This is a genomic window from Wenyingzhuangia fucanilytica (assembly GCF_001697185.1).
Lineage (GTDB): Bacteria > Bacteroidota > Bacteroidia > Flavobacteriales > Flavobacteriaceae > Wenyingzhuangia > Wenyingzhuangia fucanilytica.
Genome location: NZ_CP014224.1, coordinates 194105 through 215211 on the forward strand (window position 1 = coordinate 194105; position 21107 = coordinate 215211).

Here is a 21107-nt window from a genome sequence, read left to right on the forward strand (position 1 = left end):
GTAACCTCAGTAAAAAAAAACAACAAATTTATTTGTTGTTTTTTTTTGTCTATAATTTTACTTACAACAAGGTTTTATTGTTTCAGTTAAGAACTGTATTTTTGCCACTCAAAAATAGCCGTTAGCCATAGCCTTTAACTCCAAAGCCAAAAGCAAACAGCCAATAGCCAATAAGCTAAAAAATGGAATATAATTTTAACGAGATAGAAGCCAAATGGCAAAAACATTGGGCCGAAAACGAAACTTTTAAAGCAGAAAACACTTCAGACAAACCTAAGTTTTATGTCTTAGATATGTTTCCTTATCCATCAGGAGCAGGATTGCATGTGGGGCATCCTTTAGGATATATTGCTTCTGATATTTTTGCACGTTACAAACGTCATAAAGGGTTTAATGTATTGCACCCACAAGGGTATGATTCATTTGGGTTACCTGCGGAACAATATGCCATTCAAACAGGACAACATCCTGCAATAACTACCGAAACCAATATTAATACGTATAGAAAACAATTAGATAAAATTGGTTTTTCTTTTGATTGGTCTCGTGAAATTAGAACTTCTACTCCAGAATATTATAAACATACACAGTGGATTTTTACTGAATTGTTTAATGCTTGGTATAACAAATCAGCAGATAAGGCAGAGAAAATAGATACACTTGTGGCTTTGTTTGAAGCTAACGGAACAGAAAATGTAAATGCTGTTTGTGATGAAGAGGTAACTGAGTTTACCGCAGCAGCATGGAATGCTTTTTCTGATAAAGAAAGAGAGCAAGTTTTGGCTAAATATAGATTGACTTATTTGTCAGAAACAGAAGTAAACTGGTGTCCTGCACTAGGAACTGTTTTGGCAAATGATGAAATTATCAACGGGTTGTCAGAGCGTGGAGATCATCCTGTGGAACGTAAAAAAATGATGCAGTGGTCTATGCGTATTGCAGCTTATGCACAACGTTTGTTAGATGGATTAAATACTATTGACTGGCCACAGCCATTAAAAGATGCTCAAACCAACTGGATTGGTCGTTCTCAAGGAGCATCGGTTAAGTTTAAAGTAGATGGGTCTTCGAGTAAAGCCATCGAGCGTAGTCGAGATGGAGTCGATAACCAAAATTTAGAAGGGTCTTCGAGCGGAGTCGAGAAGCAAAATTTTGAAATAGAAGTATTCACCACTAGACCTGATACTATTTTTGGAGTAACGTTTATGACTTTGGCTCCAGAGCATGAATTAGTATCTCAAATTGTCTCAGACGCTCAAAGAGCGGAAGTAGAAGCTTATATTCAAGCAACAGCAAAACGTTCAGAACGTGATAGAATGGCTGATGTAAAAAATATTACTGGTGCTTTTACAGGGGCTTATGCCATTCATCCTTTTACAGGAGAAAATATTCCAATTTGGATTGGAGATTATGTATTGGCTGGATATGGAACAGGTGCAGTAATGGCGGTTCCTTGTGGAGATCAGCGTGATTACGATTTTGCCAAACATTTTGATATTGAAATCAAAAACATTTTTGAAGGAGTTGATATTTCTGAAGGAGCTTGCGAAGATAAAACTGCTAAAATTGCCAATTCTGATTTCTTATCAGGTTTGCCAGTAAAAAAAGCAACCAAGTTGGTGATATACGAAATGGAACAACGTGGTTTTGGACAAGGAAAAATAAACTATCGTTTGCGTGATGCAGTATTTAGCCGTCAACGCTACTGGGGAGAACCTTTCCCTGTATATTATGTAGATGGAATGCCACAAATGATTGCAAAAGAACATTTGCCAATCTTGTTACCAGAAGTAGAGAAATATTTACCAACAGAAGATGGACAACCACCTTTAGGAAATGCTGAGGTTTGGGCATGGAGTAGTACTGAGAACAAAGTAGTGAGTAATGAGTTGATTGATAATGAAACTGTGTTTCCATTGGAATTAAATACTATGCCAGGTTGGGCAGGGTCTTCTTGGTACTTTAACCGTTATATGGATGCGAATAATCCAAATGAGTTTGCAAGTAAAGAAGCTTTGAACTATTGGAAAGAGGTTGATTTATATTTAGGTGGTTCTGAACATGCTACTGGGCACTTATTATATGCGCGTTTTTGGCAAAAATTCTTATTCGATTTAAACTACGTTCCTGTTGATGAATTTGCGAAAAAATTAATCAACCAAGGAATGATTACCGGGACTTCTGCTTTTGTGTACCGTTTAGAGGGAACTCAAACATATGTATCAAAAGGATTGATTGGAGATCAAAAAGTACAGCCTATCCATGCAGATGTGTCTTTTGTAAATGCACAAAACGAGTTAGATATAGAGGCTTTTAAAGCATGGCGAGAAGAATATGCAAATGCTGAATTTGTATTAGAAGATGGAAAATACATTGTAGGACGTGAGGTAGAAAAAATGTCTAAATCTAAATACAATGTGGTCAATCCAGATAGTATTTGTGAGGAGTTTGGAGCAGATAGTTTACGTTTGTTCGAAATGTTTTTAGGGCCTTTAGAGCAATCTAAACCTTGGAATACAGCAGGTATTTCTGGAGTACATTCTTTCTTGAAAAAATTATGGAGATTATATGCAAACGCCAATAATTTTAAAGGAGTAGAAGGAGAGCCAAGTAAAGATGAATTAAAAGTTTTACACAAAACCATTAAAAAGGTACAGGAAGATATAGAAAACTTTTCTTTCAATACTTCAGTAAGTACTTTTATGATTGCTGTAAATGAATTAGGAGCTTTAAAGTGTGATAAAAAAGAAATTTTAGAACCTTTATTGGTTTTAATATCTCCTTATGCTCCACATATTACTGAGGAATTATGGTCTAAATTGGGGAATAGTGAATCTATTGCTACAGCTGCCTTCCCGGTTTTTGAAGCAGGTTATTTGGTAGAAAGCGCTAAAGAATATCCTATTTCTTTTAATGGGAAAATGAGGTTTAAATTAGAGTTACCGTTAGATTTATCTGCTAAAGAAATAGAAGATATTGTAATGGCTCACGAAAAAACAGAAGCACAATTACAAGGAAGAACTCCTAAAAAAGTAATTATTGTACCTGGAAAAATCATCAACATAGTAGGGTAGTTTTAAGGTTACATAAATAACCTGTTGTACATTTGTAAAATTTACTACACCTAGATAACAAAACAAATAATAAAGAGCCAATGCTTTCGCATTGGCTCTTTATTATTTATCACTACTCTTTGAATTTAGAATATAAAATCAATTTCTTACATTGGCTTAGCTTTTGATAATAGGACTGTAGAAATCTCAGTCCGTTCAATTAACAATTTTCAGATGAATAAAGTTTCTTTAAGAATACGAATATTTTTAGCCATGCTACTTTTAGTAGGACTTGCCTCTATATTTATTGCAGTAGTTACGGTAAGACAGTATAAAAAACAAACAAAAGAATATTACGATTCTCGTTTTGAAAGAAAAGAAACGGCAGCACAAAAGAATGTGAATTTTGAGTTGGAAAATACTATTTATCCAGCCTATCAGCAGTTTTTAGGACCTATTTTTAGAGAAAGAATTTATGAAATTGCGACTGTGCATGACATGAAGATGAGTATTTATGATTTGAATGGAAATCTAAAAATAAATTCTTTTGACCCTTGGTTTAGAGTGTTTAAAGATCGAATGGCCATACAGGTTTTAGAGAATTTAAAAGAGAAAGATGAATATAAGGAGTCGGTAAACCTAGAAAGTGGTAAAATTTCTCAGTCTTCTTATTCTTATATTCATGATAGAAACATGAATAAAATTGGAATTCTAAAAATTGAATATATCCAAGATAACAGTCAAGAAGAAGAAGAGTTAACTTCTTTTTTAAATAGACTTTTTGTAGTATATGCCATCATGTTGCTTTTGGCGGTTGCCTTTGCTTATTTCTTGTCTAGTTATATTACTCGTTCCTTAAAGTCGATTTCTGATAAAATTCAAGAAACCAAATTGTTGCAAAACAATCAAAAGATTGATACCAAAGATTCTACTCCAGAAATTGCTTCAATTGTTGATGCCTATAATCAAATGATTGACGAGCTAGAAGAAAGTGCAGAAAAATTAGCAAAGAGTGAAAGGGAACAGGCTTGGCGAGAAATGGCAAAACAAGTAGCTCACGAAATTAAAAATCCGTTGACCCCAATGAAATTAACGGTGCAAAGTTTTGAAAGAAATTTTGATCCAAATGCAGAGGGAATCAGAGAAAAAGTAAAAGATTATTCTTTAATGCTTACCCAACAAATAGATGTGATGTCTTCTATCGCTACTTCTTTTTCAGACTTTGCAAGAATGCCTAAGAAAACCATAGAAAGAGTTGATTTGGTAAGAACCATAAAGTCAGCTATTGATATTTTTTACGAGGAGGATATAGCTTTTAATTCAGAACAAGAAGAAATTTATTTAAATGTAGATAAAAATCAAATTACCAGAGTAGTTAATAATTTGGTTAAAAATGCTACTCAAGCTACAGAAAACATAGAAGAACCTAAGATTGAAGTAAGCTTGAAAGAGACAGATAAAGAGGTGGTTTTAATCATTAAAGACAATGGAAAGGGAATAGAAGAAGATGATAAAGAACTTATTTTTGAGCCAAAATTCACCACCAAAACGAGTGGTATGGGATTAGGCTTACCTATGGTTAAAAATATAGTGGAAACGTATAACGGAGAGGTTGTCTTTAATTCTGTAGTTGGCTTAGGAACAGAGTTTATCATTACCTTTCCTAAGTAATATATTCTTAGTCTTCTTTTTAAACTAAGTTAAATTCATATCTTCGTAATAACACTTGTAAAAAATACAGATATGATAAAAAGACTTTCGTTATTGTTAATGTTGATGATATTTGGAGTAATCAATGCTCAAAAAACGTCAATACTTGTTTTTAGTAAAACAGCTGGGTTTAGACATAAATCAATCGAGCCAGGTAAAAAAGCAATCGAAAACATGGCTAAAGAAAAAGGTTGGAAAGTAACTTTTTCTGAAGATTCCGATTTGTTTAATGCTAAAGATTTATCAGCATTTGATGTTTTATTTTTCTTAAACACTACAGGTGATATCTTAAATGATGAACAACAAGAGGCAATGAAATCTTTTTTAACCAAAGGAAAAGGTTTTGTGGGAACTCATGCTGCAACAGATACAGAAATGGAATGGGAATGGTATGTAAATCTTTTAGGAGCTAGTTTTGCAAGTCATCCAAAACAACAAAAAGCAACATTACATATTAATAAGTCACATGGACATAAAGCCGTAGCACATTTAAATGACAGCGAAGAGTTCTTTGATGAATGGTACAATTTTAAAAATCCTGTAGCTCAACATGTAAATGTATTAGCAACTTTAGATGAAAGTACTTATACAGGAAAACAGATGGGAATTACACATCCTATTACCTGGTATCACAATTACGATGGAGCTAGAGTTTTTTATACAGGTCTTGGGCATACTTCAGAATCTTATTCTGATGAGCGTTTACTAAAACAATTGGAAGAGGGAATTAAATGGGCTTCTGGTCAAGAGCAAGCAACAGTGCTTTCTAATAAATGGACTCCTTTATTAAAAGGAGATCCTAGTCAAAATTGGGATGTGTTTATTGGTGTGCCTCATAAAACAGTAAAAGGCTTGCCCAATGTAGATCCTAATAGTAATGGAATTAAAGGGGAGCCTCTAGGTTTAAATAACGACCCTAAAAACGTGTTTAACTTTATTGAAGACAAAAAAGGAAACAATACAGTACATATTACAGGAGAGGTTTACGGTGCTCTAAGTTCTAAGCAGGAGTATGAAAATTATCATTTAAAACTACAAGTAAAATGGGGAGAACAAAAATGGGAACCAAGATTAGGAGATTTAAGAGATAGTGGCTTATTGTATCACTGTGTTGGGCCGTATAGACAATTTTGGAATGTTTGGATGCGTTCTCAAGAATTACAAATTCAAGAGGGAGATATAGGAGATTATTATGCTTTAGGAGGAGCAACTGCCGATGTACCGGTAAAACTTACATCTGTAGGTGGAAAAGAAGTAAAGCTGTATGATTTGAATGGGGATTTTAAAAGCGGTAATACCAAAAAAGCCACAGACAATGAAAAGAAAAACGGTAAATGGAATACGGTTGAATTAATTACTTATAACGGAACAAGTTTGCATATAGTAAATGGTAAAGTAATGATGTCTTTATACAATTCAAGAGAAAAAACAGCGGATGGTTTTGTTCCTTTGACTAGAGGAAAAATACAAATCCAAAGTGAAGCTGCTGAGGTTTATTACAGAAATATAAAAATCAAATCTATTGATAAGATTCCAAGCAAGTATAAAAAGTATTTAAAATAAAGAAAAAGCAATCTAATTTTTAGATTGCTTTTTTTATCTTAATGATGTTTTAAAATCAGTTAAAGGACAACCATTTTTCATCTTCTAAATAGTTTATAATGCAAATAGAAAACATACAATTTAAGCAAGAAGGAGCCATCATGTATATTACTATTGATCGCGAAAAACAACTAAATGCCTTAAATAAAAAAACCATTTTAGAATTAAATCATGTGCTCTGTTTGTGTGAATCAGACGATGATATCCGTGTGTTAATCATTACAGGAGCAGGGAGTAAAGCTTTTGTTGCTGGAGCAGACATCAAAGAGTTTGCAAATTTTAGCAAAAGAGAAGGAACAGAATTATCTCGTTTTGGTCATGAATTATTGTTTGATAAAATAGCAACTTATACCAAACCTGTAATAGCTGCTATTAACGGTTATGCTTTAGGAGGGGGATTAGAATTGGCTTTGGCTACACAAATTAGAATTGCATCAGACAATGCTAAAATGGGACAACCAGAAGTTTCTTTAGGGGTGATTCCTGGTTATGGTGGAACCCAAAGATTAACTCAGTTGGTGGGAAAAGGAAAAGCTATGGAGTTGATTTTAACTGGAGAGATGATTAGTGCCAAAGAGGCTTTGGCCTTAGGTATGGTAAATTATGTAGTGCCTCAAGAAGACTTGTTGATTAAGGCTATTGAAATGGCAAATAAAATCATAAAGAACTCTCCTAGAGCAGTAAGAAAAAGTATTCAAGCAATAAATGCAACTTATGGAAATATTGGTTTGTTAAAAGAAATTGAATTGTTTGGTTCTTGTTTTGGATCTGAGGAATTTAAAGAAGGGGTTTCTGCTTTTTTAGAAAAGAGAAAACCTAATTTTTAAAAGACAAAGATCTTTGCAATGGTTTAATTGTTGTTAACGAATGTAAAATTGTCCATTGTTCATTGTTCGTTGACAGTCAAACCTGTATTTTTGCACAAATTTTAAATTATGTACATATATAATGTAACTACAAATGTAGCAGATGATATTCATGAAGATTGGTTGTTGTGGATGAAAGAATCTTATATCCCTCAAATGTTAGCTACTGGAAAATTTTCTGGAGCTAAAATGAGTAGAGTCATGATTCAAGAAGAAATGGGAGGGAAGACCTATTCCGTACAATATGCTGTAAAAGATAGAGATACTTTTAAATCTTTTTATGTAGAAAATGCATCAAAAATGAATGCTAAAATGCAAAGCAAATTTGAAAATGGACAAACCGTTTCTTTTCAAACAGAATTAGAAGTTATAGGAGATTTTTATTAAGAGTATAGCACCATAAATCAAAAAAAGCGCTTCGTTTACGAAGCGCTTTTTTTGGTTATACGATTTGACTAAACAAAGCGGGATTATCATTTAAATATTCTCCAAAAAAGCCTTTTTCTTTCATTCTAAAAAGTAAAGGATCAAAATCTTCTTTTTTGCTCAATTCAATTCCCACTATGGCCGATGCAGTATTTCTACTATTCTTTTTAGTGTATTCAAAATGTACAATATCATCCGTGTCCGATAATACATCTCCAACAAATTCTTTTAAAGCACCTGCTCTTTGTGGAAAACGCACAATAAAATAATGTTTTAATCCATCATAAAGTAAAGCACGTTCTTTCATCTCTTCCATTCGAGTAATATCATTATTACCTCCACTTAAAACGCAAACAATTGTTTTTCCTTTAATTTCTTCTGTATAATTATCCAATGACGCTATAGATAGAGCGCCAGCAGGTTCGGCAACAATAGCATTTTCGTTGTAAAGTTTTAAAATAGTTTTACAAATATGTCCTTCATCAATTAAAGAAACATCGTGTAAATAGTCTTTACAAATAGGAAATGTTCTATCTCCCATTTGTTGAACAGCAGCACCGTCTACAAACTTATCTATATCGTTAATTTTAGTGTTTTCTCCTTTTTCTAATGAAGTTTTAAGAGATGGAGCTCCTTTGGGTTCAAGACCAATTATTTTGGTGTTAGGGCTTAAATTTTTAAAGACTGTAATGATACCAGAGGCCAAACCACCTCCTCCAATAGGAAGGAACAAATAATCAATAGGTTTGTCTATCATATCTAAGATTTCAAGACCTACAGTTCCTTGGCCAGACATTACATCCCAATCGTTAAATGGATGTACATAAACAGCCTCTGTTTCTTGCTGATAACTTTCTGCAGCCTTTGAGCTTTCATCAAAAGTATCTCCAATCAACTTAATGGTTGTGTACTCACCTCCAAACATTTTAACCTGTGATATTTTTTGCTTTGGAGTAGTAACAGGCATAAAAATAATTCCTTTAACTTTTAGCGTATTACAGGCAAAAGCCACTCCTTGTGCGTGATTTCCTGCACTAGCACAAACAACTCCGTTAACAAGTTCTTTTTTGTTGAGGTTTTTAATTCGATTATAGGCCCCTCTAATTTTATAAGATCTTACTAATTGTAAGTCTTCTCTTTTGAAATAGATATGAGCATCAAATTGTTTTGAATAATTATCCATATAAGATAATGGAGTGTTTTGAACAACTCCTTTGATATTCATTTGTGCTTTGATGATAGATGCTAAGGTAACCATATAATTAAATTATTTACTTTCATAAAAATAAAAAAGCCGTTGCATTTGCAACGGCTTTTTTGATATATCTTAAAAAAGATCGTTTTATGAAACGATTTTTTTCATTGCCGTCATAGACTCACGTAATTCTTCACCAATATACTCAACTTCGTGCTCACGAATAGCTTTGTTTACAGCAATTAATTCAGCGTTGTCAACACCATTACTTCCTGTAGAGAATGGCTTACCAATTAAGTTGATAGGAGCGTTCTTAACGTACTCAGCAATTAAAGGCTTACAAGCGTGGTCAAATAAGTAACATCCGTACTCAGCAGTATCAGAAATTACACGGTTCATTTCAAATAATTTCTTACGTGCAATAGTGTTTGCAATTAATGGAGTCTCGTGTAAAGATTCGTAGTAAGCAGATTCTTCAACAATTCCAGAGTCAACCATTGCTTCAAAAGCCAATTCAACACCAGCTTTAACCATAGCAACCATTAAAGTACCATTGTCGTAGTATTCTTGCTCAGAAATTTCGAAATCTCCAGCAGGAGTTTTTTCAAAGTTAGTTTCTCCTGTAGCAGCTCTCCAAGTTAATAAGTTTACATCATCATTAGCCCAGTCAGCCATCATAGTAGATGAGAATTCACCAGAAATGATATCATCCATGTGCTTTTGGAATAATGGTCTCATGATGTCTTTTAACTCTTCAGAAACTTTAAAAGCTTCAATTTTAGCTGGGTTAGATAATCTATCCATCATGTTTGTAATACCTCCGTATTTTAAACCTTCAGTAATAGTTTCCCATCCGTATTGGATTAATTTAGAAGCGTAACCAGCATCAATTCCTTCAGCTACCATTTTGTCGAAACATAAGATAGATCCAGTTTGTAATAATCCACATAAAATAGTTTGCTCTCCCATTAAGTCAGACTTAACTTCAGCAACAAAAGAAGACTTTAATACACCAGCAGTGTGTCCTCCTGTACCAACAGCATATGCTTTAGCATAATCCCATCCTTTTCCTTCTGGATCGTTTTCAGGGTGTACAGCAATTAAAGTAGGTACTCCAAATCCTCTCTTAAATTCTTCACGAACTTCAGATCCTGGAGATTTAGGTGCTACCATAATTACAGTAATATCTTTACGAATTTGCATTCCTTCTTCTACGATGTTAAAACCGTGAGAGTAAGATAATGTAGCTCCTTTTTTCATCAATGGCATCACAGCAGTTACAACAGCAGTATGTTGTTTATCTGGAGTCAAGTTGATTAATAAATCAGCAGTAGGAATCATTTCTTCATAAGTACCTACAGCAAAGTTATTTTCAGTAGCGTTTAAAAAAGATTGTCTTTTTTCTTCAATAGCAGCTCCTCTTAAAGTATAAGATACGTCTAAACCAGAATCACGCATGTTTAACCCTTGGTTTAATCCTTGAGCACCACATCCAATGATGACGATTTTTTTACCTTTTAACGCTTCAACACCGTTGCTGAATTCGCTTCTGTCCATAAATTCACACTGTCCTAATTGCTCTAATTGCTCTCTTAAAGAAAGTGTGTTAAAATAATTTGCCATTTTGCTTTTATTTTTATCTAATTGTTTACTTGTTATTTCGCTAAAAATGAGCTTGATGGTATAAAAATACCTTCAAGCTCAAAATGTTTTTTATTGCGTTGCCAAATTTAGGGAATTCTATTCAGTTATCTCTCCTAAAATTTTACGAATATTCATAGCTTCTTTTGAGATAGCAACTCTACCTGAACGAACAAATTGAGCAATGCCAAAAGGTTTAAAAGATTCGTAAATAGCATCTATTTCATGTCTTCTACCAGCTTTTTCAACGACAAAGAAATTTCTGTTTACAGTCACAATATTCATGCTGTGCTCTTTGATGATGTTTTGAATTTGTGGATTCTCAAACAACAACTCAGACTTAAACTTGAACATAGCTGTTTCTGTAAAAATAATTTCATCCTCAGTATGATAGTAGGCCTGAATAACTTCTACTTGTTTTTCTAATTGACCTATAATTTTCTTAACAGCATCTTCGGTCATGTTTACAACCAATATAAACCTAGAAACGTTTTCAATTTCAGAGTGTGATACAGTTAAGCTTTCTATATTAATATGTCTCTTAACAAAAATGGTTGAAATTCTGTTTAACAACCCTAAGTTGTTTTCAGAATAAACCGATATGGTGTATGATTTTTTCTCCATGTCTTTCTTTTTTTAGCTTAATCTTACGTCTGATACACTTGCTCCTGTAGGTACCATTGGGAATACATTGTCTTCTTTTTCTACCATTACTTCTAAAAAGTAAGAGGTTTCGCAAGCAATCATTTCATCAATAGCACTTTGTAAATCTTCTCGTTTCACTACTTTTTTCGCAGGAATACTATAAGCTTCGGCTAATTTTATAAAATCAGGATTAATCATTTCTGTAGAAGCATAACGTCTGTCAAAAAATAATTGTTGCCATTGACGTACCATTCCTAAGAACTCATTATTTAATACCACAATTTTAACTGCAGTTCCTGTTTGTAAAATAGTTCCTAATTCTTGACAAGTCATTTGATAACCTCCATCACCAATAATAGCCACTACATCTCTTTCAGGTGCTCCCATTTTAGCTCCAATAGAAGCTGGTAAAGCAAATCCCATAGTTCCTAAACCACCAGAAGTTACATTACTTCTAGTATTGGTAAAGTTGGCATAACGAACAGCCATCATTTGGTGTTGTCCTACGTCAGATACAATAACTGCGTTGTCTTTAGCAGCTTTGTTAATTCCTTGTAAAACTTCTCCCATGGTCAATCCCTCTTTGGTTGGATTTAACTGCCCATCAATTACTTTTTCAAATTCAATTTTATCAAATGCTCTAAATTCATTTAACCAAGCTGAATGATCGTTTTGATTAATGTATGGTAAAACTTTAGATAAAGTGTCTTTGGCATCACCAAGAACGGCAACATCTGTTTTTACGTTTTTATCTATCTCAGCAGGATCAATATCAAAATGAACTACTTTTGCTTGTTTTGCATACTTGCTTAAATCACCAGTAACACGGTCGTCAAAACGCATTCCAATAGCAATTAAAACATCACACTCATTGGTTAATTTGTTAGGTCCATAGTGCCCGTGCATTCCAACCATACCTACATTTAAAGGGTGATTGGTAGGCAATGCAGAAAGTCCTAAAACGGTCCATGCAGATGGAATTCCAGATTTTTCTATCAATGCTTTTAGTTCAGCTTCAGCACTTCCTAAAATAACTCCTTGTCCAAAAATAATCATTGGCTTTTTAGCACTGTTGATGATTTCTGCAGCTGCTTTAACCTTTTCTATATTGGTTTCAGGAATTGGCTTATAGCTTCTTACATGAGTACATTTTTCGTAACTATAATCTAACTCAGATAATTGTGCATCTTTAGTAATGTCAATCAACACAGGACCTGGTCTACCAGATTTAGCAATGTAAAATGCTTTGGCAATAGCAGCAGGAATATCTTCTGCTTTGGTTACCTGACAGTTCCATTTGGTAATAGGTGATGAAATACTAATGACATCTGTTTCTTGAAAAGCATCAGTTCCTAATAAATGAGAAGCTACTTGTCCGGTAATACATACCATTGGAGTAGAGTCTATTTGAGCATCTGCAATTCCAGTAATTAAGTTAGTAGCTCCTGGACCAGAAGTAGCCAAAGCGACACCAACTCTTCCAGAGGTTCTTGCATATCCTTGAGCAGCGTGAGCAGCTCCTTGCTCATGTCTTGTTAAAACATGGTGCAATTGATCTTGATATTTATATAATTCATCGTAGATAGGCATGATAGCTCCACCTGGGTATCCGTATGCTACATCAACACCTTCTTCTAGAAGTGATTTAACAACGGCTTCGGCTCCTATGATTCTTTCTGTTTTTTTGTTCATGGTAGTTGGTGTTTGGTAGTTGGTATTTGGTAAGAGTTCTAAAAGCGAAGCGTACTAAATACCAATTTCTAACTACTTTATTTTATTAATATTTATCAGTAACACATCCTTCAGAAGCAGAAGCTACTGATTTAGCGTACTTAAATAAGATTCCTTTATTGTGTTTTAAAGGTGGTTGTATCCATTTGGCTTTACGTTCTGCAATTTCTTGTTCAGAAACTTGTAACGTAATAGAATTATCTTCTGCGCTAATAGTAATGGTATCTCCCGTTTCTACCAATCCAATCAATCCACCGTCTTGTGCTTCGGGCGTTATGTGACCTACTACAAAACCGTGAGTACCACCAGAAAAACGTCCGTCAGTAATCAAAGCAACTGATTTTCCTAAACCAGCTCCCATAATTAATGATGTTGGTTTTAGCATCTCTGGCATACCAGGTCCACCTTTAGGTCCAACATAACGAATAACGACGACGTCTCCTCTATTTACTTCTCCATTAGAAATTCCTGTATTTGCTGCTTGTTCACCATCGTAGACAACAGCTCTTCCTTCGAATTTTAATCCTTCGTTTCCAGAAATTTTAGCAACAGCACCTTTTTCTGCAAGGTTTCCGTATAAAATCTGTAGGTTTCCAGAAGATTTTAAAGCTTTGTCTGTAGGGAAAACTACATCTTGATCTTCAAATTCCATTGCCTTAACATCAGCTAAGTTTTCTGCCAATGTTTTTCCAGTAACAGTCATACAATCTCCATGTAAATACCCTTCTTCTAATAAGTATTTCATAATGGCAGGAGTACCTCCAACACCATGAACATCTTCCATTAAGTATTTTCCAGATGGTTTTAAATCTGCAATTAATGGAGTTCTATCAGAAACTCTTTGGAAATCTTCTAAAGTAAAGTCTATATCTGCTGCATAAGCAATAGCTAAATAGTGCAATACCGCATTGGTAGATCCACCTAAAGCGTTTACTATGGCAACCGCATTTTCTATAGATTTTTTAGTAACAATATCTTTTGGTTTTAAATCTAACTCCAATAAGTTCTTCATTGCCTGTGCAGTACGCTCAGCTTCTGATAATTTATTAGGGTTTTCTGCAGGAATAGAAGAGTTGTAAGGCAAAGCCAATCCCATACATTCTATAGAAGATGCCATGGTATTAGCAGTATACATTCCTCCACAAGCTCCAGCACCTGGAATTGCTGCTTTGATAATTTCTCTATATTCAGTTTCGTCAATTTCACCTGCAACTTTTTGCCCTAAAGCTTCAAAAGCAGATACGATGTTTAATTTACGTCCTTTGTATTTACCAGATGCGATAGTTCCTCCGTATACCATAATAGAAGGTCGGTTTAAACGCAACATAGCAATAATAGCTCCTGGCATGTTTTTATCACATCCTACTACACCTATTAAACCATCATAACTTTGTGCATTAACAACAGTTTCCATAGAATCTGCAATAATATCTCTAGAAGCTAATGAGTAGTTCATTCCAGAAGTACCCATAGAAATACCATCACTCACACCAATAGTGTTAAATGTCAACCCAACTTGATCGTTAAGATTAGCGTATTTTTTGATTTCTTGAGCCAAGTTATTCAAATGCATGTTACATGGGTTTCCGTCATAACCAGTACTTGCAATACCGATTTGAGGTTTATTCATGTCTTCATCTGTTAATCCTACTGCGTACAACATTGCTTGAGAAGCTGGTTGTGATGGATCTTGAGTAAGTCTTTTACTGTGTTTATTTAATGCCATTCTTAAATGTCTTTATTTCGAAAATTTCTCAATGAACACACAAAATTAGAATAGTAATTAAGGATAAAAAAATAATCATAAAAAACTTACGTTGTTCAATTTGTTTATTTTATTGTAATTAATTGATATACAGAAGATTGTGTTTTTAAAGTAATGATGTTAAGTTCTTTATAATCTATTTGTAAATATTCTTTAAAAATGGAATAGTTGTTATATATTGTAAGTCAAATAAGAGTTTTGTTAAACTACGTATATGTACGTAGTAAAATTAAGTAGTTTTATCTTTTGAAAAAAGGGATTTATTTGTAGATTTGTGAATCTCAAGAAAATATATTAAGGAAATATTAAATTTTATATGTCAAACACAGCAATACTAGAAATAGAAGGAAAAAAGTACGAGCTTCCATTAGAGCGTGGTTCAGAGAACGAAATAGCAATTGATATCAAAGCGCTTAGAGGAGCAACGGGTGGTGTGACGACAATTGATCCAGGATTTAAAAACACAGGTTCATGTAAAAGTGCTATTACCTTTTTAGATGGTGAGAAAGGGATCTTAAGATATAGAGGGTATGCAATTGAAGAATTAGCAGCAGAAGCTTCTTTTCTAGAAGTTTCATATTTGTTGATTTTTGGAGAGTTACCAACAGCTGAGCAGTTGGAGAAATTTGATCAAGACATCAAAGACAATTCAATGGTGGATGAAGATATTCACAAAATTTTAGATGCTTTTCCTAAAAACGCACACCCAATGGGAGTGTTAACATCTTTAACAAGTGCTTTAACTGCCTTTAATCCTAAAGCAGTAGATATCTCTTCTGAAGAAGATATGTACAATGCCATTGTGATATTAATGGGTAAATTCCCTGTGTTAGTATCTTGGTGTATGCGTAAGATGAAGGGTGAACCTTTAGATTATGGAGATGTTGATTTGAGCTACGAAGAGAATTTTGCAAAAATGATGTTCAAAAAGCCAAACAAAGAATATCAAATCAACAAAATTGTTATCGATGCACTTGATAAGTTATTAATCTTACATGCAGATCACGAGCAAAACTGTTCTACATCTACAGTAAGAATAGTTGGATCATCTCATGCTGGATTATTTGCTTCAATTTCTGCAGGAATTTCTGCTTTATGGGGACCATTACACGGTGGTGCTAACCAAGCGGTTATTGAAATGTTAGAGGCAATTAAAGAAGATGGTGGAGATTTTGAAAAATATTTAGCTAAAGCAAAAGACAAACAAGATCCTTTCCGTTTAATGGGATTCGGACATAGAGTTTATAAAAACTTTGATCCTCGTGCTAAGATTATAAAAGTTGCAGCAGAAGAGATTTTAAAAGATTTAGATATAGAAGATCCTGTGCTTGATATTGCTAGAGGTTTATCTGAAGCAGCATTAAGTGATGAGTACTTTAAATCTAGAAACTTATATCCTAACGTAGATTTCTATTCAGGGATTATTTACCGTGCATTAGGAATCCCTGTAGAGATGTTTACAGTGTTATTCGCAATGGGACGTTTACCAGGATGGATTGCTCAGTGGAAAGAAATGAGAGAGAACAAAGAGCCTATTGGTCGTCCTCGTCAATTATATGTAGGGGAAACATTAAGACCTTATGTTTCTATCGATAAAAGATAATATCTTTATGATAAAATTAAAAACTCCAATACAAAGTATTGGAGTTTTTTTATGCGCTGTTTTTTGAATTAAATATTGAGGAATAAAAAATCCCCTTTCTTAAATTAAGAAAGGGGATTTTTTATATGATGACTAAAGAAGTTTTAGCTAGCTTCTTCGGTTCTAATTTTATTGTTTTGAATCAAATCAATATAAAGATTGATTTGTTTTTTTAAGTTTTTACGCTCGTAAATAGCATCTAAGAAACCGTGTTCTAATAAAAACTCTGAACGTTGGAAACCTTCTGGTAAATCTTGACCAGTAGTATCTCTAACAACACGTGGTCCTGCAAAGGCAACCAAAGCGTTAGGTTCAGCAATGTTAATATCTCCTAACATGGCATAAGAGGCAGTTGTTCCTCCTGTGGTAGGGTCTGTACATAATGAGATGTACGGAATTTTAGCCTTTGCCAATTGTGTTAATTTAGCAGAGGTTTTAACCAATTGCATTAATGATAATGGTGCTTCTTGCATACGAGCCCCACCAGATTTAGAAATCATTAAAAATGGAATGTTGTTTTCTCTTGCGTAATCAATAGCTCTTGCTATTTTTTCACCTACAACAGATCCCATTGAACCTCCAATAAAGGCAAAATCCATAGCAGCAATAACTAATGGTTTTCCGTATGAATCACCTACAGCAGTTCTTACAGCATCATTTAATTTTGTTTTTGCTTGAGCCTCTTTAATTCTTACTGGGTAAGGTTTGGTATCTTCAAAGTCTAAAGAATCGACAGATGTTAAACTTTCATTTAACTCAGTGTATTTATTGTCGTCAAACAAAATTTCAAAATACTCATTACTTCCAATTCTAACGTGGTATCCGTCTTCTGGACTCACATATAAATTTTCTTTTAACTCATCAGTATCTATAATTTTACCACTAGGAGTTTTGTACCATAAACCTTTAGGTACATCTTTCTTTGCTTCTGTAGGGGTTTGAATTCCTTTATCACTTCTTTTAAACCAAGCTGTCATAATTATTCATTTAAATAGGTGGGCAATTTACTAAAAAAAATAGAGAAACTGCATAAAAACAGTTTCTCTATTGTATTTGGTAAAAACAATTTTAATCTAATTGATTATAAAGTGTTTACGTTGTTTAAGTCAGAAAAAGCTTGCTTTAAACGTGCTTTTAAAGTTTCTTCACCTTTACGTAACCAAACTCTTGGGTCGTAGTATTTCTTGTTTGGTGCCTCAGCTCCTGAAGGGTTACCGATTTGAGATTGTAAGTAGTCTGTGTTAGCAGCCATATAGTCTCTAACTCCTTCCATAAATGCATACTGTAAATCAGTATCAATATTCATTTTGATAGCTCCATAACCAATAGCTTCTCTAATTTCTTCTACAGAAGAACCAGATCCTCCATGGAATACGAAGTCAATTGGGTTGTGAGATAATCCGTGCTTCTTTTCGATGAATTTTTGTGAATTATCTAAGATTTTTGGAGTTAACTTCACGTTTCCTGGCTTGTAAACACCGTGTACATTTCCAAAAGCAGCAGCAACTGTAAATCTTGGAGAAACTTCAGATAATTGCTCGTAAGAGTAGTTTACTTCTTCTGGTTGAGTGTATAATTTAGATTCATCAACGTTAGAGTTGTCAACACCATCTTCTTCACCTCCTGTGATACCTAATTCAATTTCTAAAGTCATACCCATTTTATCCATACGCTTTAAGTATTCTTTACAAATAGCGATGTTTTCTTCTAAAGGCTCTTCGGATAAATCAATCATGTGAGAAGAGAATAATGGAGCTCCAGTTTCCTCAAAGTGTTTTTCAGAAGCATCTAATAAACCATCAATCCAAGGTAATAAATTTTTAGCAGCGTGGTCTGTATGTAAAATTACAGGTACTCCATAAGCTACAGATAATTCGTGTACGTGTTTTGCTCCAGCAACAGCTCCAGCAATAGCAGCAGCTTGACCATCGTTAGATAATCCTTTTCCTGCGTTAAAAATTGCTCCACCGTTAGAGAACTGAATAATTACAGGTGAGTTTAATTCTTTAGCAGTTTCTAAAACTGTGTTGATTGTGTTACTACCTGTTACGTTAACAGCTGGTAATGCAAATTGTTTTTCTTTTGCTAGTTTGAAAATTTCTTGAACTGCATCTCCTGTAGCAACTCCTGGTTTGATATTGTAACTCATTTTATAATTAGTTTATTGAATTAATCACAACAAAAATAGTCATTTTTATATAATAAACAGGGGGCAAGTGTACTAGTTTATACGAAAACGATATCGTACTAAAAAGGATAGTTGATACCAATGTTCAATACTGAATTGTTTAAAGTGTAATTGCTGAACCATTTATTTTCAGTTAAATAGGGTTCGTAGGTTTTAAATGCCAAGTCTAATCGTAGTACCAAAAAGTTAAAGTCATATCTAATTCCTGTTCCTGTTCCAATAGCAATGTCTTCTAGAGAATCAAATCCAGAAAAAAGTTCTTCTTCTGATGCGGTAGATGATGCATTGGGTAAGTTCCATATGTTTCCGGCATCCATGAACAATGCACCGTGTATACTATTAAAAATTTTAAATCGATACTCTAAACTGCTTAATATTTTAAAGTTACCAATATTAAATTCTAATCCAGTGTTTGAGCTACCTGGCCCTAATTCATAAGTTTTCCAAGCTCTGATATCATTAGAACCTCCTGCAAAATAACTACTAATAAATGGAATGTCTTGATTTTTACCTGTTGGAAGAGCAACCCCTACAAAGGTTCTAAATGCCAAAGATTGATTGTTGCTGGTACTCCAAAATTTTCTAAAATCAACATCTAACTTTACAAATTGAGAAATAGGAATGTTTTGGAAAACTTTTTGATCATTTTGAGTCTCAAAAATAAAATTATTTAGATTTCCTGCTGAACTTATTTTAGCTTTAAAATAATTGTATCTTGTGTCCGAAAGTCCTTTTTTACTATTGTGTTCAAAGGCATAAGAGGCTGCTGGGATAATGTTGTTACTGGTAATGATGCCTCTCCTTTTTTCAATATTTTTAAGTGTTTTAAACTCAGTAGGATTACTGTTCTCAAAACTGTTTGGAATGCTTTGAAGAAAGTTAGGAGCATTAGTAGTGGTTAAGTTGTAAGATGGAAATTCTGATTCTTGAATGGTTTTGATTTGATTGTATTCAGAACTATAGATATCAAAATAAGAGTTGATGTTTAGGTTTTGAATATATTGTGCATTAAGCAATTCAACCATGTGTTTGTTTTTTAAAGAAGACTTCCAAGTATAATCAATAATTCCTGTTACTTTTTGTTTATCTAACCCTATGTTTTTCTGAAAACTAGTACCAATGGTAATTTTGGTTCTAGGGGTCATGGTTCTTGGAATTAAATTACCCATCAACGGAAAAATAAACTTTGGGAATTCTAAAGAAACATCTACCCCAAGTTCATAGGCGTCAAAATTATCGTTGTTTGATCCACTTACCTTGGTTGCAGTATCAAAAATACTTCCTTGTAAAGAGAGTTTAAAAATTTCAGCTCCCCTAAAAAGATTTCTGTTGATAAAATTAAATCCTCCAGACAAACCTACTTGTTTGATGTTAGAATGTATGATTTCTGAATTGATTCCTACTCCATATTTTTTTAATGGGGTTAAAATAATAGTGGTAGCCAATTCATTATTGGGTAATTCTTTTTGATTGATTTTAACAACTCTAAAATTGTTTAAAGATTTTAAGTGTTTTCGGGTAGACTCTACTGCCTCGTCATTATAAATTTGATTTGGTGCAATAAATATAGAGTTGGCTAAGGTTTTAACCCTGTATTTTAATTTTTCGTGTGCGTAAAATGAGATATCATTATGGTCTTTTTTAGTATCGTAAATATTGTTTCGATTCTCATAACTATAATCGGTAAAAACACTTATTTTATTAATGGTTTGTACGTTAGTTGGAATTTCTTCAAGACGATTTCCTTTTTTAACCTTTCTATTGTCGATATGAATATCAACAGGAGTGATGTGATCTTGAGCTAAAGTATCTATATTTCTAAAGCTAATTAAACTTTCTGTAAAGTGATAAAATCCATTGTTTCTTAATACTTGAGTTAAAGCACTAACAGTCTTTTTAAAATTTTCTTGATTGTATTGTTCTCCTTTTTTTATAAATACTTGATCTGTGTTTTGTTGAACGATAGAATCTACTTGATTAGAGGCGATGTGATATTGAATGTCTCCTATAAAATAAGGATCTTTTTTGGTGACCAAATAGGAAATATCTGCTTTTTTAAGGTCTGTAATCATTTCTGTTTTTACAGTAGCATCAAAATACCCACTGTTAAAAAAGTTAATTCTTAGGTTCTCTGCAGTATTAGCCGTTTTTTTAGGATCCACAATTACTGGAGCTTCTCCTTTGGTTAAGAACCAGTGATTGATGTTCTTTCTTCGGTTGATGCTTTTTAAGGTTTGCTTTTTGGATAATAAGTGATCCCAAAAATTATTTCTGTTTTGAAAAGCCTCAATTTTTTTTTCATGTATAGAATCGTAATTAAGATCTCCTAAGTTATAAATATAGAGTCCTAAAGGAATACCAAGAGGTTTGTTGTTGGGTCTTTGTATTAAATAATCTGTAATAGTATAGTCCGATGTTTTTTTATCGTCTATCCTAATCGTGTTTTTTTGTAGTAAATACTCATTTTCTTTTACATACTTAGTGGTATTACATGCAGTAAATAAAATACTGAGTAATAGTGAAAATAGAAAAAATGAATGTGTTACTTTCAAAAATATGTTGAATTGATTAGTCAAAAATAAGCATTAAATACGTTTAGAAGTAATGCTTGTTGATTTTTAGTTTAAATTTGAATCCAAAATT

14 protein-coding genes are annotated in these 21107 nt (G+C 33.4%); 6 read left to right on the forward strand and 8 right to left on the reverse strand.

What is annotated here, in order from left to right:
- Positions 1-182: 182 nt before the first annotated feature.
- The 5 genes from leuS (at position 183) to AXE80_RS00875 (ending at position 7618) form a co-directional block, all read left to right on the forward strand.
- A complete protein-coding gene (gene leuS, locus AXE80_RS00855) occupies positions 183-3074 on the forward strand; it encodes a leucine--tRNA ligase (protein ID WP_068824034.1) in 2892 nt (963 codons plus the stop codon).
- 213 nt (positions 3075-3287) lie between these two features.
- Positions 3288-4724 (forward strand): sensor histidine kinase, encoded by a 1437-nt coding sequence (locus tag AXE80_RS00860; RefSeq protein ID WP_237340618.1) that lies wholly within the window; start codon positions 3288-3290, stop codon positions 4722-4724.
- 72 nt (positions 4725-4796) lie between these two features.
- A complete protein-coding gene (locus tag AXE80_RS14415) occupies positions 4797-6326 on the forward strand; it encodes a ThuA domain-containing protein (protein ID WP_083194432.1) in 1530 nt (509 codons plus the stop codon).
- A gap of 98 nt (positions 6327-6424) precedes the next feature.
- Complete coding sequence (locus AXE80_RS00870) at positions 6425-7192, forward strand: enoyl-CoA hydratase/isomerase family protein (RefSeq protein WP_068824036.1); 768 nt, start codon at positions 6425-6427, stop codon at positions 7190-7192.
- A 108-nt stretch (positions 7193-7300) separates the two neighbouring features.
- On the forward strand, positions 7301-7618 hold the full coding sequence (locus AXE80_RS00875; protein ID WP_068824037.1) for a DUF4286 family protein: 318 nt from the start codon (positions 7301-7303) through the stop codon (positions 7616-7618).
- Positions 7619-7673: 55 nt separating this feature from the next.
- Here AXE80_RS00875 and ilvA read toward each other — a convergent pair whose 3' ends face one another.
- The 5 genes from ilvA to ilvD all read right to left on the reverse strand — a co-directional run bounded on the left by ilvA (position 7674) and on the right by ilvD (position 14595).
- Positions 7674-8915 (reverse strand): threonine ammonia-lyase IlvA, encoded by a 1242-nt coding sequence (gene ilvA / locus AXE80_RS00880; RefSeq protein WP_068824038.1) that lies wholly within the window; start codon positions 8913-8915, stop codon positions 7674-7676.
- Positions 8916-8999: 84 nt separating this feature from the next.
- Entirely contained in the window at positions 9000-10475 is a 1476-nt protein-coding gene (gene ilvC / locus AXE80_RS00885) for a ketol-acid reductoisomerase (RefSeq protein ID WP_068824039.1), read from the reverse strand.
- Between the two features lie 117 nt (positions 10476-10592).
- Positions 10593-11117 carry an acetolactate synthase small subunit gene (gene ilvN, locus AXE80_RS00890; protein ID WP_068824040.1) on the reverse strand — a complete coding sequence of 175 codons (525 nt, stop codon included), beginning with the start codon at positions 11115-11117 and terminating at the stop codon, positions 10593-10595.
- Positions 11118-11129: 12 nt separating this feature from the next.
- Positions 11130-12830, reverse strand: a complete 1701-nt coding sequence (gene ilvB, locus AXE80_RS00895; protein WP_068824041.1) for a biosynthetic-type acetolactate synthase large subunit — start codon at positions 12828-12830, stop codon at positions 11130-11132.
- Positions 12831-12915: 85 nt separating this feature from the next.
- Positions 12916-14595 carry a dihydroxy-acid dehydratase gene (gene ilvD, locus AXE80_RS00900; protein WP_068824042.1) on the reverse strand — a complete coding sequence of 560 codons (1680 nt, stop codon included), beginning with the start codon at positions 14593-14595 and terminating at the stop codon, positions 12916-12918.
- A 355-nt stretch (positions 14596-14950) separates the two neighbouring features.
- Here ilvD and AXE80_RS00905 point away from each other — a divergent pair, with 355 nt between their 5' ends.
- On the forward strand, positions 14951-16237 hold the full coding sequence (locus AXE80_RS00905; RefSeq protein WP_068824043.1) for a citrate synthase: 1287 nt from the start codon (positions 14951-14953) through the stop codon (positions 16235-16237).
- Between the two features lie 143 nt (positions 16238-16380).
- On the opposite strand, the gene accD is transcribed toward AXE80_RS00905, so the two are convergent.
- The 3 genes from accD to tamL all read right to left on the reverse strand — a co-directional run bounded on the left by accD (position 16381) and on the right by tamL (position 21016).
- Complete coding sequence (gene accD / locus AXE80_RS00910; RefSeq protein ID WP_068824044.1) at positions 16381-17253, reverse strand: acetyl-CoA carboxylase, carboxyltransferase subunit beta; 873 nt, start codon at positions 17251-17253, stop codon at positions 16381-16383.
- Between the two features lie 104 nt (positions 17254-17357).
- Positions 17358-18425 carry a class II fructose-bisphosphate aldolase gene (fbaA, locus tag AXE80_RS00915; RefSeq protein WP_068824045.1) on the reverse strand — a complete coding sequence of 356 codons (1068 nt, stop codon included), beginning with the start codon at positions 18423-18425 and terminating at the stop codon, positions 17358-17360.
- Positions 18426-18523: 98 nt separating this feature from the next.
- Entirely contained in the window at positions 18524-21016 is a 2493-nt protein-coding gene (gene tamL, locus AXE80_RS00920) for a translocation and assembly module lipoprotein TamL (protein ID WP_068824046.1), read from the reverse strand.
- Positions 21017-21107: the final 91 nt, after the last annotated feature.